Annotated in this window: 11 protein-coding genes; 7 read left to right on the top strand and 4 right to left on the bottom strand. The window is 57.2% G+C overall.

Features of this window, described 5'->3' with window-relative positions; all coding sequences use genetic code 11:
* Positions 1-331: 331 nt before the first annotated feature.
* On the top strand, positions 332-1,852 hold the full coding sequence (locus HFD87_RS05540) for a carboxylesterase/lipase family protein (RefSeq protein WP_163798505.1): 1,521 nt from the start codon (positions 332-334) through the stop codon (positions 1,850-1,852).
* A 217-nt stretch (positions 1,853-2,069) separates the two neighbouring features.
* Positions 2,070-3,734, top strand: a complete 1,665-nt coding sequence (locus HFD87_RS05535; RefSeq protein WP_167423058.1) for a methyl-accepting chemotaxis protein — start codon at positions 2,070-2,072, stop codon at positions 3,732-3,734.
* Here the strand turns inward: HFD87_RS05535 and HFD87_RS05530 are convergent.
* Entirely contained in the window at positions 3,692-4,573 is an 882-nt protein-coding gene (locus tag HFD87_RS05530) for a LysR substrate-binding domain-containing protein (protein WP_167423057.1), read from the bottom strand. The genes HFD87_RS05535 and HFD87_RS05530 overlap by 43 nt on opposite strands.
* Positions 4,574-4,698: 125 nt before the next feature.
* On the opposite strand from HFD87_RS05530, the gene HFD87_RS05525 reads away from it, so the two are divergent.
* Together HFD87_RS05525 and HFD87_RS05520 are read left to right on the top strand one after the other, a co-directional pair.
* Positions 4,699-5,865 carry a methionine aminotransferase gene (locus HFD87_RS05525; RefSeq protein WP_167423056.1) on the top strand — a complete coding sequence of 389 codons (1,167 nt, stop codon included), beginning with the start codon at positions 4,699-4,701 and terminating at the stop codon, positions 5,863-5,865.
* A gap of 65 nt (positions 5,866-5,930) precedes the next feature.
* Positions 5,931-6,707, top strand: coding sequence for a transporter substrate-binding domain-containing protein (locus HFD87_RS05520; protein WP_010670199.1), 777 nt, complete (start codon positions 5,931-5,933; stop codon positions 6,705-6,707).
* Between the two features lie 36 nt (positions 6,708-6,743).
* On the opposite strand, the gene pepT is transcribed toward HFD87_RS05520, so the two are convergent.
* Positions 6,744-7,970, bottom strand: coding sequence for a peptidase T (gene pepT, locus HFD87_RS05515; protein WP_111533828.1), 1,227 nt, complete (start codon positions 7,968-7,970; stop codon positions 6,744-6,746).
* Between the two features lie 127 nt (positions 7,971-8,097).
* Here pepT and HFD87_RS05510 point away from each other — a divergent pair, with 127 nt between their 5' ends.
* Positions 8,098-9,693, top strand: a complete 1,596-nt coding sequence (locus tag HFD87_RS05510) for an ABC transporter substrate-binding protein (protein WP_167423055.1) — start codon at positions 8,098-8,100, stop codon at positions 9,691-9,693.
* A gap of 349 nt (positions 9,694-10,042) precedes the next feature.
* On the opposite strand, the gene HFD87_RS05505 is transcribed toward HFD87_RS05510, so the two are convergent.
* On the bottom strand, positions 10,043-10,957 hold the full coding sequence (locus tag HFD87_RS05505) for a LysR family transcriptional regulator (protein WP_167423054.1): 915 nt from the start codon (positions 10,955-10,957) through the stop codon (positions 10,043-10,045).
* Positions 10,958-11,097: 140 nt separating this feature from the next.
* On the opposite strand from HFD87_RS05505, the gene HFD87_RS05500 reads away from it, so the two are divergent.
* Together HFD87_RS05500 and HFD87_RS05495 are read left to right on the top strand one after the other, a co-directional pair.
* Entirely contained in the window at positions 11,098-12,519 is a 1,422-nt protein-coding gene (locus tag HFD87_RS05500) for a M20 family metallopeptidase (protein ID WP_167423053.1), read from the top strand.
* Entirely contained in the window at positions 12,516-13,784 is a 1,269-nt protein-coding gene (locus tag HFD87_RS05495) for an MFS transporter (protein WP_010244731.1), read from the top strand. The genes HFD87_RS05500 and HFD87_RS05495 overlap by 4 nt, the downstream gene beginning before the upstream one ends.
* Before the next feature lie 75 nt (positions 13,785-13,859).
* On the opposite strand, the gene aldA is transcribed toward HFD87_RS05495, so the two are convergent.
* Positions 13,860-15,296: an aldehyde dehydrogenase gene (aldA, locus tag HFD87_RS05490; RefSeq protein ID WP_167423052.1), complete on the bottom strand. Its 1,437-nt coding sequence runs from the start codon at positions 15,294-15,296 to the stop codon at positions 13,860-13,862.
* Positions 15,297-15,429: the final 133 nt, after the last annotated feature.

Raw genomic sequence — 15,429 nt, 5'->3', positions numbered from 1 at the left:
ACAGGACTGGGGAAAAACAACGCTTTACCGCTCAGCGCAGGTTTACCCGCGTGAGTATCTTAATCTATTAGCAGGCTGACTGATTAACAGCCGCACAACCGCACGTGATAACAGAGCAACGACGCGCCACTCCGGCGCTGGCAGCGTCATTGACCAATTGCGAAAAGATAAACAACGTTGAATCATAACCCTAACTGACTCTCTGAACCTGTTGATGAGCATGTTCACGCCTGCCCCTCACGCTTCGGCATATTCTGCAAATCCCTTCCGTACCTGGACAATGCTGGCGGGCCTGCAAATAATGGAGGGACGTTTGAACAGGGAAACAGGAATGAAAAACGAAACAGGTCTGAGGATCATGACTGCTGAGGGGGAGTTGCGTGGATGCATGGACGATGACCTTTTCGTATTCAAAGGCATACCTTATGCGGCGGCACCGCTTGGCGCACTGCGCTGGCGTCCGCCACAGCCGGTTACGCCCTGGCAGCAGGTGCGCGACGCCACCGCGTTTGGGGCTTCCGGCTGGCAAAATCGCACTTACTGCCAGGCCGTGGGCGGTGGCGATCCGGGTGAGTTCAGCGAAGACTGCCTCTACCTTAATGTCTGGACGCCCGATGTCGCGCCCGTGAAACCCCTGCCGGTGATGGTATGGCTGCACGGTGGTGGCTACACCATTGGTGCTGGCGGGCTGGCACCTTACAACGGCAAGCCGATGGCTTCACGCGGCGCGGTGGTGGTGACGCTCAACTACCGGCTAGGCCATCTCGGTTTCTTCTCTCATCCGGCCCTGGATGCTGAATACCCTGTTGCCAGCACGGTCAACAATTTTGGCCTGCTGGATCAGATTGCCGCACTGCAGTGGGTGCAGCGCAACATTCCTGCCTTTGGCGGCGACCGCCGCAATGTGACACTTTTCGGTGAATCCTCAGGCGCACGCAGCGTGCTGTCACTCTGCTGTTCGCCACTGGCCGAAGGGCTGTTTCATAAAGGGATTGTGCAGAGCGCCTACAGCCTGCCTGATACGCCGCTGAAAAAAGCGCGTCAGCAGGGAATGGCGGTGGCCCGCCATTTCGGTCTGCCGCCCGATACCAGCGCTGATGACCTGCGCGCACTGCCTGCCGATGCCTTCTGGTCGCTGGAAGGGCCGCTGGCGATTCCGCCGGTGCCGATTGCGGGTGATGCTGTTCTGCCTGAGCCGATGCTGAAAACCTTTATGGCTGCAAAACAGCACCGTCTGCCGCTGATGGCGGGCAGCAACAGCGATGAAGCCAGCGTGCTGGAATATTTTGGCGTGGATGCCACCGCGGTGTTGCATCAGTTACGCGATAAAAATCGTCTCACTTACCGGACGCTTAAATGGATGTATGACATTCATGACGATCAGCGGCTGGGACGTGCCGTGGCGCGCGATATGGCATTCAGCCTGGTGCCGTGGCTGGTGATGCGGGCGCAGCACAATGCCGGAATGCCAGGCTGGCGCTACTGGTTTGATTATGTCTCTGAACATGCCCGTGACCTCTATCCGCACGGCACCTGGCACGGCAACGAAGTGCCTTATGTGCTGAACACGCTGAGTCAGATGCCGGATCCCAACGAAGAACGACCCTTCAGTGAGGCCGATCGGGCATTTGCGGCACGGGTCAGCGAGTACTGGTTTACCTTTGCCCGTGATGCTACGGAATACAAGCATCAGCTGGAGGGGGAAGTCGTGTGGCCAGCCTGGCACCCAGGCTCTGACGTGACAATGTCACTCGGTGATGATCGGAAGAGCGGGCTGGTTTTGAAGCGAAACTTTATGCGCGCTCGTATGCGGCTTTTCCGGCTATTAATGACTCGTATGGTCAGGCTTTAAGCGATGGGTCATGGTTAGCCTGCTAACCATCAAATTGCGCGAATGGAATTACTCTGCTTTTTAAAGGCTAAGCTATTGAATTAAAAAATCATAAACACAAATCTGTAATATGGACGCTGTAAAATATTAGGTAACAAAACAGTTACATCTTCACAATCGCATGCCGATAAACAACCTATGCCCGACGCTTGCGGGTCAACGTGTATAGGATTTTGGTATGGGAATGCTCAAAAATTTTACCATTCGCGCAGTGATGCTCACGATTCTGGGACTGTTTTGTTTACTGTGGAGCGGCGTCGGGCTGTATAGCATTCACTCTCTGGGCGCGCTCAGCGAAGGGAATGATGTGGACCGTCATCTGGTTGAGCAAATGACGGTGCTGAGCAAAGGCAACGATCAATATTTTCGTGTTATTACGCGCTTATCCCGCGTGATGGAAGGCAAAGCGGCGGGTAAAGCGCTGACCGACGAGGCTTATGCTCCGGTACAGCAGGCGCTGGATGGTATGACCCAGCAACTGGCTCGCTTTAAACAGCTGGCACCCGGTCCGATGAACCCGGAAGTGGTGGATGGCGTAATTCAGACCTGGCAAAAGTTGCTGGATGAGGGCGTGACTCCACAGTTGCAGCTGGCCCGCCAGGCAACACCTGATGTTTATCGCCAGCAGGCAAATAACGTCACGCCGCCACTCAGCCGTGCCTTTGGCATCAGCGCAGAGAAATTCAGCCAGAGCGCAGCTGAAAAGCTGGATGCAACCCGGGTTGAAGTGGATCACCTTACCGCGATGACCAAAACGATTATTACCATCACGGTAATTATCGGACTGTTTATTCTGCTGTTCACCGACCGTTATCTGGTGGCGATGCTGGTCCGTCCGCTGGAAAGCATTCGTACGCACTTCGCGGTCATTGCCACGGGCGATCTGAGTCAGCCGGTATCCGATTTCGGTCGCAACTGCGTCGGTAAACTGGTGCCGCTGCTGAGCGCCATGCAGGACAGCCTGCGTGAAGCGGTCAGCGCCATTCGCAGCGGCACCGAGAATATCTCGCGCGGTGCCGCAGAGATTTCTGCCGGTAACAACGACCTCTCTTCACGTACCGAAGAGCAGGCCGCTGCGCTCGAACAGACTGCGGCCAGCATGGAGCAGTTGACGGCCACGGTAAAATTCAACGCCGATAATGCCCGCCAGGCCAGCCTGCTGGCAGAAACTGCCACCACTACGGCACAACGTGGCGGTCAGCTGGTCAGTGAAGTCGTCAGCACTATGGATGGCATCTCCGGCAGCTCGAAGAAAATCGCTGAAATCACTAACGTGATAAACGGTATCGCTTTCCAGACCAATATTCTGGCGCTGAACGCCGCCGTCGAAGCGGCACGTGCCGGCGAACAGGGTCGGGGTTTTGCGGTCGTTGCCTCTGAAGTGCGTAACCTTGCACAGCGCAGCGCCAACGCCGCGAAAGAGATTGCGACGCTGATTGAAGATTCGGTTCAGCGTGTAGGTAAAGGCGCCGAGCTGGTCAGCACCACCGGCGGCACCATGAACAATATTCTGAAATCGGTGCAGGATGTTGATGCGATCATGAAACAGATTGCCTCCGCCTCGGAAGAGCAGAGCAAAGGCATCTCTCAGGTCGGTGCCGCGGTTACCGAAATGGATAGCGTGACCCAGCAGAACGCCTCACTGGTTGAAGAGGTTTCTGCCGCGGCGAGCGCACTGGCATTGCAGACGGAAGCGCTGCAGGCTTCTGTGTCGAAGTTCCGTCTCTCCAGCAACCGCCAGACCGCACCGGTCATCACGAATAAACCTGCCGCGCCGAAAGCAACCGTGCTGAATGCGCCTCAGGCTAAACCGGCGGATAACGGCGACTGGGTCACCTTCTGATCCCTGCACAGCCACGCCACCAGCTCCGCCAGGAACGGTGGCGCATCCTGCGCGGGCCGTTGCAGTAAACTGTAAACCGCACCGGTTTCTACCTCGCCAGCGAACGGCTTAATCAGCCTGCCGCTGGCTATATCACTCTCCACCAGATTGCTGTCGGCCATCGCCACACCAAACCCCTGAATCGCTGCACTGATCGCTAAGTCCATGGTGGCAAAATGCTGGTTCCGCTTCATGTGCAGCGTCACCTGCTGCGCCTGCAGCCAGCACTGCCAGTCACGCGTATCTGCCGTGGGATGCAAGAAAGTCATTGTGGCCAGTGCCGCCGGGGAGTCCGGGCGGAGTTGATCGGCTGCCATCACTGGCGTCAGCGACTCACTGAACAGGCAAATTCCGTCAGGGTGCGGCTTACCATAGACAATCGCCACATCGAAGTTCTCAAGCTGCGCAGCATGATCCAGCGTGGTGGTCAGAGCTACATGCAGTTCAGGTCGCTGATGTTCCAGCGCCATCAGCCGGGGCACCAGCCAGCGCATCGCACAGGTTGGCGCCTTCAGGCGAATGCTGACCTGACTGCGGCGGACCTTCTCGCTGGCCTGAACCATCAGCTCAAAACCCTGCTGTAAGTCAGGCAGCAGCGCCGCGCCCTGAGGGGTCAGGCGCAGACCGCGCGCGTGGCGGTCAAACAGCGTCACGCCCAGCCACTGCTCCAGGGCGGCAATCTTACGACTGACGGCGCCCTGCGTCAGGCAAAGTTCGCGGGCAGCGTGGGTCAGATTGAGATGTCGGGCGGTCACCAGAAAGGCGTGAATGCCATTAAGCGGCAGCGATAAGCGTGACACGGTGAACCTCAGCTATGCATTTTTTTCATGGCTATTATGACGACATTTCGCTTGCCGACTCAAGTCGCAGCCCGTTGAATAGCTATTTACCGCATCTGAGCGGTTATGCCCCTGACGGAGAGAGTATGTCCCTGAAAACGCCTGTCGCTATCCACTCAAAATTGCCGGACGTCGGCACCACTATTTTCAGCGTGATTGGCCAGCTTTCGGCGCAGCATCAGGCGATTAACCTGTCGCAGGGCGCGCCCAGTTTCCCCTGTGATCCGGCGCTGGTCGACTCAGTCAGCCGCGCGATGCAGGAAGGACATAATCAGTATGCCGCTATGATGGGCTTGCCCGCCTTACGCGACGCGCTTGCCAGCAAAGTACAGGCGCTCTATGGACAACAATATGATGCCACCAGTGAAGTGCTGATCACCGGCAGCGCCAGCCAGGGGCTCTATATGGCGATCACCGCGCTGGTTCATCAGGGCGATGAGGTGATCTTCTTTGAACCGGCGTTTGACAGCTACGCGCCGGTGGTGCGGTTGCAGGGCGGTAGACCGATTGGCCTGAAGTTGCAGGTGCCGTCGTTTGCTATCGACTGGGATCAGCTGCGGGCAGCAATCACGCCGCGCACCCGGATGATCATTATTAATACGCCGCACAACCCCAGCGCGCAGGTGCTGACCTCCGACGACCTGAATCAGCTGGCAGCCTTAATCCGCAACACCGATATCGTGGTGCTCTCCGATGAGGTTTACGAGCATATTCTGTTTGATGGCCGCCCGCATTGTGGGATGGCGACGAATCCGGAGCTGGCAGCCCGCAGCGTCATTGTCTCTTCGTTTGGCAAAACCTTCCACGTCACCGGCTGGCGGGTAGGCTACTGTCTGGCACCGGCAGAGCTGATGACTGAGCTGGTGAAAGTGCATCAGTTTATGATGTACGCCGCCGATACGCCGATGCAGGTCGGTTTCGCACACTATCTGCAGACGCCAGAGAACTATCTGTCGCTCAGTGCCTTCTATCAGCAGAAGCGCGATCGGCTGATTGCCCTTATGCAGAACTCCCCGTTCCGGCTGCTGCCGAGTGCTGGTTCGTTCTTTATGCTCGCCAGCTATGGACATTTCAGTGACGAACCGGACAGTGAAATGGTAAAACGTCTTATCGTCGATCACGGTGTGGCGACCATACCGCTGTCGGCGTTTTATATGGATGGCACAGATAACAAACTGATTCGGCTCTCTTTTGCTAAAGACGAGGCGACACTTGAGGCTGGCGCGGCTGCGCTATGTGCTTTTTCTCGCTGATTCACGCCACCGCGTGAGGCAGCTCGGGGAACAGGTAACCAGGACTTTTCGGGGTAAATGACATAATGAAGAAACTGAACGCGCTTTTTCTCGCTCTGGGCATGATGACATCGGTACAGGCACTGGCACAGGATTTACGCTACGGCGTGGAGTCACAATATCCGCCTTTTGAAAGCCGCAATGCTAAAGGGGAACTGGAAGGCTTTGATATCGAGCTGGGCAATGCCATCTGTAAGGCGGGCAACTTCAGCTGCCACTGGGTTGAGAGCAGTTTTGATGCGCTGATCCCGGCACTGCAGGCGAAAAAGTTCGACGCCATTAACTCGGCGATGAACATCACCGAAGCGCGCGCCAGAAGCATTGCGTTTACGCAGCCGATCTACCGTATTCCGACCATGTTAGTGGCGAAGACCGGTGAAAATCTGGCACCGACCGCCGAAGGTCTGAAGGGCAAGAACATCGGTGTATTACAGGGATCCATCCAGGAAACCTATGCCAAGAAGCACTGGGAGCCGCAGGGTGTGACCGTGACCTCGTATCAGGATCAAAACCAGGTTTACAACGACATGGTCGCGGGCCGCCTGGATGGCACACTGGTGATGTCCGCTGCCGGTCAGTCTGGCTTCCTCGATAAACCGCAGGGCAAAGGTTTTGGTTTTGTTGGCAAGCCAGTCGAAGATGACGCGATTCTTGGTTCAGGCATCGGCTACGGCCTGCGCAAAGATGACGCGCAGCTGAAGCAGTCACTGGATGCGGCGATTGCTAAAGTGCAGGGTGATGGCACCATCAAAAAGCTGGCTGAAAAATATTTCCCAGGCATTGATGTCAGCGCGAAGCCATAATCGCAATCGGGCGCGTTCTGCGCCCGATTCCTCCGCTTATTTCGCCGCCAGATAACAGAGTTTTTCCGCCACCTGATAAGACTTCACAAACGACGTTACCGGCAGAAACTCGAAGCGTGAATGGAAGTTGTGCGCGCCGGTAAAGAAGTTCGGCGTCAGCAGACCTTTGGCTGACAGCGCGGCACCGTCTGTACCGCCACGCATCGGAATCACCTTCGGCTCAATCTCCAGCGCGGCAAAGGCACTGAAGATCAGGTCAATCGCCCGACGATCTTCACCCAGGGCATTGCTGATATTGCTGTAAGTATCGCTGATACCCACGCTCACCTTGCCGGTGGGGTAACGCGCCGCCAGATCCTCTGCTGCCTGCTGCAACTGCTGCTTACGTGCCGCAAAGCTGGTCAGATCAAAATCACGGATTGAGGCCTTCAGCGTCGCCTTGCTGGCGTTGGCCTGAATCTCATTGAACCAGATATAGCCTTCACGGCCTTCGGTATGCTCCGGGGTCTGCTGCCGATCAAACAGGCTGATATAGTCATGCGCCATCAGCAGCGGATTGACCAGCACCCCTTTGCCCGACATCGGATGGGCGGGTACACCGGTAAACACAATTTCTGCAGCGGCAGCATTGAAGTTTTCATACACCACTTCGCCCAGTTCGCAGCAGTCGATGGTCCAGGCGAAATCAACATTAAAGCGCGTTTCCAGATCCAGCGCTTTCGCGCCGCGCAGCCCAATCTCTTCGTCCGGCACAAAGGCCACCACGATGTCGCCGTGGTCGCCGTTAAGGTTCTGCATCAGCGTCATCACCACGGTGACCGCCGCTTTGTTGTCCGCGCCCAGCACGCTGGTGCCGTCGCTGAAGATCACCTGCTGACCGACGTAGGGCGCGATCTCCGGATGTTCATCGCGGCGCAGCCAGATATCCTGCTCTGCATTCAGACAGAGATCTTCGCCCTGCCAGGTGAGGATCTGCGGGTGGATATCGGGCGACAAACCGACATCAACGGTATCGATATGCGTAATAAACCCGATGCGCGGCGCGTCAGGCCGGTTGCCGCGTTTCACCGCCGTCACCGTGGCATGTTCATCAATCACCACCTCATCCAGCCCTGACGCGCGCAGCTCATCCGCCAGCAGTTCCGCCATGGCGTGCTGGCTCGGCGTGCTGGGCAGGGTGGTGGATTTGGCATCGCTCTGACTGCTGATGGCGAGGTAACGGAAAAAACGTTCTGTGAGCTGCGACTCAAGTTTGTCTGTCATCACTATTCCTTATTAGTCAGCCACCGGCGGGGTTCGTTATGGTGCCGAATCGTGCTATCAATGAAGCATCTGAATGATTCATTTAGATATTGTGATCACCGGAAGTCAATACAAAGCGAGGATAATAATGAAAATCAAGATAGCCACCTTAGCGCTTGTTACGGCTGGGATAGCGCTGGCTGGCAGCGTTAACGCCAAAACGCTGGTCTTCTGTTCTGAGGGATCGCCAGAGAACTTTAACCCGCAGCTCTATACCTCGGGGACCAGCGTTGACGCCAGTGCGGTGCCGGTCTTTAACCGGCTGGTGGACTTCACGCCTGGCACCACCAACCTGGTGCCCAGCCTGGCAGAACGCTGGGAAATCAGCCCGGATGGCACGGTTTACACCTTCCATCTGCGCAAGAACGTGAAGTTTCAGAGCAATAAAGCCTTCAAACCCAGCCGCGACTTCAACGCCGACGATGTGATCTTCTCGTTTATGCGCCAGATGGACCCTAAAAATCCCTACCACAATGTCTCTGGCGGCACCTATTCCAACTTCGAAAGCCTGGAGCTCTCCACGCTGATTAAAAGTATCGACCGGGTCGATGACCACACAGTACGTTTTACGCTGTCCCATCCGGAAGCGCCGTTCCTTGCCGATCTCGCCTGGTACTTCGCCTCGATCCACTCGGCGGAATATGCAGACGCGATGCTGAAAGCGGGGACGCCGGAGAAGGTCGATATGAACCCGATCGGCACCGGACCGTTTGAGCTGGTGCAGTATCAGAAAGATTCCCGCATTCTCTACAAAGCGTTCCCGGACTACTGGCAGGGCAAGGCGAAACTCGATCGGCTGGTGTTCAGCATCACGCCGGATGCCTCCGTGCGTTATGCCAAGCTGGAGAAGAATGAGTGTCAGGTAATGCCTTTCCCTAATCCCGCCGATCTTGAAAAGATGCGCGCTAACCCGGATATCACCCTGGAAAAAAAGGCGGGTCTGAATACCGGCTTCCTGGCGTTTAACACCACTAAAGCGCCAACCGATAACGTTAAAGTGCGTCAGGCGCTGGCGATGGCGATCAACAAATCGGCAATAATCGAGGCGATTTTTAAAGGCACCGGCACGGTTGCGAAAAATATCCTGCCACCGGGCGTCTGGAGCGCCGACAAAGATCTGAAAGATTACGACTACGATCCAGAGAAGGCCAAAGCCCTGCTGCAACAGGCGGGTGTGAAACCGGGTACCGAAATTGCGCTCTGGGCGATGCCGGTTCAGCGGCCTTACAACCCGAATGCGCGCCGCATGGCGGAGATGATTCAGTCGGACTGGGCTAAAGTGGGCATCAAAGCCAATATCGTCAGCTATGAGTGGGGCGAATACCTGAAACGCGTGCGCAGCGGCGAGCATCAGGCGGCGCTGATGGGCTGGACCACCGCCACCGGCGATCCGGACAACTTCTTTGGCCCGCTTTACAGCTGTACTTCTGCACAGGGCGGTTCCAACTCCTCAAAATGGTGCTATCAGCCGTTCGAGAAGTTAATCACGGAAGCCCGCGCCGAGCCGGATCAGGGCAAACGCACCGCGCTTTATCTGCAGGCACAGCAGATGATGCATGACCAGATGCCTGCGGTGATGATTGCGCACTCCACCATCTTTGAGCCGGTGCGCAAGTCGGTCAGCGGCTATCAGGTCGATCCGTTCGGCAAACACATCTTCTATCAGGTTGATATTAAGCAGTAAGTGATTGCCGCTAAAACCAGAGCCCCACTTCCGAGTGGGGCTAAGTTTATGCACTAAAGTCAGCGTTTATATGACCGCAATGATAAAGCTCAACGCGAAGGGAACACGAGCAGAAGAGGAAAGCGTCCCGCCGCCCGGATAAAAACGCCGGGAGCGTTTTTGAACAACGCAACGCGTTGGCCCGGCTACGGGCGCACCTCAGGGATGAGGTGCGTAATCGCGCGGGCCGGGCATGCCATGGATGGCGGCTGTTGCGACTTTCCGATCGGGTCGTGTTCCCTAAGCCAGCACTATCTGACAGCCATCCAGCGCAGACTTTAACAACCAAACTCCTTTAAGCCTGTATCACTCATCCCATCCTCACCTGCTGATCCATCTCCGTCAGCCGCTGTTGCAAAAACTGCAGAAACAGCGTCAGCGCCGCATTCCGCTGGCGGCCGGACACCGTCTGAAGCTGCAACGTACGCTGACTCAGCTGATCCACCCCCATCGAACGCAACACCAGATTTTGCGTGTCGCGCTCAAATAACAGGGTAAACGCACTGCAAATGGTTACTGCCTGCGGGGTATGCAGCAAAAAGTGGTAGAGCGTAGCGAAATAGTCGCAGGTCAGCACCGGCTCGACCACGCAGTCGTTCATCTGACAGGAGAGGTCAAACAACTGCCGCACGGTAGTATGCTGACCTGGCAACGCCAGCGGCCAGCCATGCAGATCGGCCAGCGTCACCTGACGCGATGCCAGCGGATGTGACTGATGCATCGCCAGTAACACCGGCGCCGGCCACGAGCCGATCACCTCAACGCTGCGCTCCGGTTGCAGACTGAACTGCAGCGCAACATCGCATTCCCCAGCTCTGACGCATGCCGCCACGCCCTGCGAGTGCGTCACATTAAGCGCAAACAGCACGCCGGGATTGGCCTGACGAAACTCCGCCAGCAGACCCGGCAGCAGACTGAACGCCATTCCGTCGGTGCAGGCAATGCGGATCAGGCTGCGCCGTATTGCTTTCAGCCCTTTAATCTCCGCCAGCGCATATTCCATATCGAGCTGACTCTTGCGCACATGATGCGCGAATATTTCACCCGCTTCGTTCAATACCATGCCGCGTGCATGCCGCTCAAACAGCGGCACACCCACCTGGGTTTCCAGGCGCTGGATCTGGCGACTAATCGCCGACACCGCCACAAAGAGTTGCTCGCTGGCGGCGCTGAGCGATCCGCACTGTACGACCGCCAGGAAATAGCGGATCTCACTGCTTAACATGGTCACTCCGGCAAAACGCATCATAAAAGGGCAGGCGTGGCTTGCTTTAAAAGCAAGGCTCACTCGATAAATTAATAATTGTGGCAAAGAGAGAAGTTTGTCAAAGATAAAGCACGATAAAAAGAACAGACAGGGCAAACATGACAGAGCAACAGACCGTTGACCAGGCGATGCACTATTTCGACAGTGGCGAGTTTCAGCAGCTGCTGGCACGACGAATTTCCTGCGTGACCGAAAGCCAGCACGCCAGCAGGCAGGTGGAGCTTGAGAACTATCTGCAGCAGGAGATCGGCCCGCAGCTGGCGGCGATGGGCTTTACGCTGCACCCGTTTGAGAATCCGCAGCCCGGCAGCCCGCCGTTTCTGATCGCCACGCTCATTGAAGATCCCTCCAGACCGACGCTGCTCTGCTATGGCCACGGCGATGTGGTGTTCGGCGACGATGAGAACTGGCGCGACGGTTTATCACCGTGGCAACTCACGGCTGAAGATGACCGCCTGTATGGGCGCGGCAGTGCGGACAACAAAGGCCAGCACTGCATCAATCTCGCGGCGCTGGAGCAGGTGTGGCAGGCACGCGGTGGCGCACTGGGCTTCAACTGCAAAATTTTGTTTGAAATGGGTGAAGAGATCAGTTCACCGGGGCTGGCGGAGATTTGTCAGCAGCAGCGGGCGCTGTTACAGGCCGACCTCTTTATCGCCTCTGATGGCCCGCGACTGAACGCGGTGCGGCCGACACTGTTCCTGGGTTCGCGTGGCGCGGCGAACTTTCGTCTGACTATCAGGGCGCGCGACTACGCCTATCACTCCGGCAACTGGGGCGGACTGCTGAGTAATCCCGGCACCCAGCTGGCGAATGCGCTCGCCTGCCTGGTGAATGCAAAGGGTGTTTTGCAGGTCGCCGCGCTGAAACCGGACTCCCTGACCGATGCGGTGCGCGCCATCCTCAGTGATATTGAGGTGGGCGGAATGCCGGGCGATCCGGCGCTGGCCGACGGCTGGGGCGAGCAGGGTCTGACGCCTGCGGAGCGTCTTTATGGCTGGAACACGCTGGAGGTGCTGGCGTTTGAAACCGGTAACCCGGCGCGCCCGATGAACGCCATTCCCGGCAGCGCCACGGCGGTGTGTCAGCTGCGATTTGTGGTCGGCACCGACTGGGAAAATCTGGTCCGGCATGTCGAAAGTCACCTGCATCAGCACGGCTTCGATAACGTCAGCGTAGAGTTTATGCGCGGTTCACCTGCAACGCGACTCGATCCGCAGGATCCGCTGGTGGCCTGGGCGCTGGACACGCTGGCCCGCAGCAGCGGTAAAAAAACGGCGCTGTTGCCCAATCTCGGCGGTTCACTGCCCAATGAGGTATTTGCCGATATCCTCGGCCTCCCGACGCTGTGGGTGCCCCATTCCTATCCGGCCTGCGGCCAGCACGGCGTTAACGAACACATGCTCACCTCTGTTGCACGTGAAGGGCTGGCGATCATGACCCGCCTTTTCTGGCAACTGGGTGAAGAGGGCGAACAACTGATGTCGCGCCACCATCAGTGGCGGAGAGGTGAACAATGAGCAGCATCGCACAGAGTACTCCGCAGGTGAAACCGAGCCTGCACAAAACGCTGTTCGCTACCTGCATTGGTAACGCGCTGGAGTGGTTCGACATCGCGGTGTATGGCTTCTTCGCCAGCTACATCGCGCACGTCTTCTTTCCGGTCAGCGATCCGTCGGTGTCGCTACTGCTGACATTCGGCAGCTTCGGCATCTCATTCCTGATCCGTCCGCTGGGTGCCATCGTGCTGGGCAACTATGCCGACCGTCATGGCCGTAAAAAAGCGCTGCTGCTCTCAATCAATCTGATGATGCTGGGCGGGGCGATCATTACCTTTATGCCGGGTTACGCCACTATTGGTCTGGCGGCGCCGCTGCTGATTATCCTGGCGCGCCTGATTCAGGGCTTCTCTGCCGGGGGCGAGTTTGGCAGTTCCACCGCTTTCCTGGTAGAGCACTTTCCCGAGCGCAAAGCCTTTATCGCCAGCTGGCAGTTCGCCACACAGGGCGCCAGTACTCTGATGGCATCGGCGTTCGGCCTGGGGCTGACACACTGGCTGAGCGAAAGCGAGATTCAGGCGTGGGGCTGGCGTATCCCGTTTGCCTTCGGCTTACTGATTGGACCGCTGGGGATCTACATTCGCCGTCACGTGCAGGAGCCCGCCAGCTTTGCGACGCAGGAGAAGGAAGCCGCACCGCTGAAAACGCTGTTCGGGCGGCAGAAAGCGCTGATCACCCTGGCGATTGGGGTGATGGTGATCTCGACCGCGGTCAACTACATGCTCAATTACATTCCGACCTACGCCACCAAAACGCTGCATCTGCCGGGGTCGGTGGCCTTCACCGCCACGCTGGTCGCAGGGATTATCCTGACGGTGGTGACGCCCATAATGGGATTGTGGGCGGAGCGGATTGGCCGATTGCCGCTGATGTGGGGATCGCTGCTGCTGTTGATGGTCACCATCTATCCCGCCTTCAAATGGATGGTCGATCACACTACGCCCACCACGCTGATCCTGCTGGTGGCGTGGATGGCGCTACTCAAGTCGGTCTATTTCTCCACGGTGCCGTCGGTGATGGCCGATCTCTTCCCGGCGACCACGCGCGCCAGCGGCATGGCGATCAGCTACAACGTGGCCGTGACGGTATTTGGCGGGTTTGCACCGCTGATTTGCAGCATGCTGATAGCCGCCACCGGCAGCAGTCTGGCGCCTGGATACTACCTGATGGCCGTGGCGGTGCTGAGTGGTATCGCGCTGCTGCGCTGCAGTAAGCGGGTGGCATAAAAGAGTGGGCCGATTACTGGCCCAATCTGGTACTGACAACGTCAGGTACGGGAGGCGGTAAGATCGAGCCGGTGATTAACTGAACTGTAAATAGGCAACATGGGTCTGCAGATACTCCTCCAGACCATGTTTTCCATCGGCACCGCCGACACCCGATTTACGCCACCCGGCATGAAATCCCTGCATTGCTTCGAAGTTTTCACGGTTAACATAGGTTTCGCCGAACTTCAGCTTTCGCAGCGCGGTCATGGTGGTATTCAGATTCTGCGTATAAATCGAGGAGGTCAGCCCATACTCGCAGTCGTTGGCCAGCGTAATCGCCTCGTCAAGCGTTTTAAAACTCATCACCGGCAGAACCGGGCCAAAAATCTCCTCCTGCATAATCGCCATCTCCTGGCGCACCTCAGTCAGCAAGGTGGGTTGGAAAAAGAAGCCTCTGTCTCCGGCGCGCTTGCCGCCCAGAACCACTTTCGCCCCTGCGGCGACGGCCTCTGCCACCTTCTGCTCCACCCGATCCCGTGCTGCGGCATTAATCAGCGGACCCATATCGATATCGCTGCGTTCGGCCGGGTCGCCAAATGTCACCTGCTGAAACGCGGCGGTCAGTGCGCTGATAAAACGATCGTAAATGCCTTCCTGCACATAGAGCCGCTCTACGCAATTGCAGACCTGTCCGCTGTTAATGATCCGCGAGCTGACGACCGCCCGCACAGCCAGCTCGAGGTCGGCATCATCCATCACGATGGCAGGGGCTTTGCCACCCAGTTCCAGCGACACTTTGGTGACATTTTTAGCCGCGGCTTCCATGGTGGCAATGCCCGCACCGACGCTTCCGGTCAGACTCACCAGACCGACCTTAGGATTTGCTGCCAGCTCCTGTCCCACTTCCGGTCCCAGACCATAAACAAAGTTAATGACGCCAGCAGGCAGGCCTAGCTTTTGTATGATGTCGGCAAAAAGTGCCGCATTATTCGGTGTCAGCTCACTGGGTTTGATCACGATGGTGTTTCCGGTGATCAGGGCCGGTGCCGCTTTGCGGGCAATGAGGAAGAAGGGGAAATTCCACGGCAGTATTCCGGTAGTGACGCCGATCGCTTTTTTGAACAGGAAGATATTTTCGTTGGGGCGGTCACTGTTGATGATCTCACCTTCATAGCGACGCGCCCACTCCGCCATGTAGTCGAGGTAGTCGGCGGTGAACATCACTTCGGTCTTCGCCAGCCCCTGGGTTTTTCCACCCTCAGCCACAATGGTTGCCGTCAGTTCAGGCTCACGCTGGCGGATGGCGGTGGCAATTTTGTGCAGCCAGACGCCGCGCTCTACTGCAGGCAGCTCTTCCCATCCAGGCTGAGCCACTTCTGCGGCGCTGATGGCAAGGCTGGCATCCTGACGACTGCCCTGGGGAATACGGGACAGCAACGCCTCCGTGGACGGATTGATCACTTCAATCCAACGGTCACCCTGATGGGCTACAAATTCGCCATTAATGAAATGTTGATGATGTGTTGTCATTCGCTTAGCTCTCCGCTATCGATACGTTGCAGTAATGTGATAGCAGGGTGAAACAGATTGCTCAGGGCTACCTTTAGCTGATTGCCAGCTGCCGGGAGCGGCTGGCAGCCAATCACAGATATCGGTGAGTTCT

The organism is Pantoea sp. EKM21T (assembly GCF_011800405.1).
In the GTDB taxonomy this organism is placed as follows: domain Bacteria; phylum Pseudomonadota; class Gammaproteobacteria; order Enterobacterales; family Enterobacteriaceae; genus Pantoea; species Pantoea agglomerans.
Note: the sequence above shows the minus strand (reverse complement) of the source record. Positions and strands in the feature narration are given on the sequence as shown.

What these genes read in the sequence shown, in the direction of transcription:
- HFD87_RS05540 (WP_163798505.1), top strand. Translation starts at nt 332, where the DNA reads ATGAAAAACGAAACAGGTCTGAGGATCATGACTGCTGAGGGGGAGTTG.
- HFD87_RS05535 (WP_167423058.1), top strand. Translation starts at nt 2,070, where the DNA reads ATGGGAATGCTCAAAAATTTTACCATTCGCGCAGTGATGCTCACGATT.
- pepT (WP_111533828.1), bottom strand. Translation starts at nt 7,970, where the DNA reads ATGACAGACAAACTTGAGTCGCAGCTCACAGAACGTTTTTTCCGTTAC.
- HFD87_RS05500 (WP_167423053.1), top strand. Translation starts at nt 11,098, where the DNA reads ATGACAGAGCAACAGACCGTTGACCAGGCGATGCACTATTTCGACAGT.
- aldA (WP_167423052.1), bottom strand. Translation starts at nt 15,296, where the DNA reads ATGACAACACATCATCAACATTTCATTAATGGCGAATTTGTAGCCCAT.
- HFD87_RS05520 (WP_010670199.1), top strand. Translation starts at nt 5,931, where the DNA reads ATGAAGAAACTGAACGCGCTTTTTCTCGCTCTGGGCATGATGACATCG.
- HFD87_RS05510 (WP_167423055.1), top strand. Translation starts at nt 8,098, where the DNA reads ATGAAAATCAAGATAGCCACCTTAGCGCTTGTTACGGCTGGGATAGCG.
- HFD87_RS05505 (WP_167423054.1), bottom strand. Translation starts at nt 10,957, where the DNA reads ATGTTAAGCAGTGAGATCCGCTATTTCCTGGCGGTCGTACAGTGCGGA.
- HFD87_RS05495 (WP_010244731.1), top strand. Translation starts at nt 12,516, where the DNA reads ATGAGCAGCATCGCACAGAGTACTCCGCAGGTGAAACCGAGCCTGCAC.
- HFD87_RS05525 (WP_167423056.1), top strand. Translation starts at nt 4,699, where the DNA reads ATGTCCCTGAAAACGCCTGTCGCTATCCACTCAAAATTGCCGGACGTC.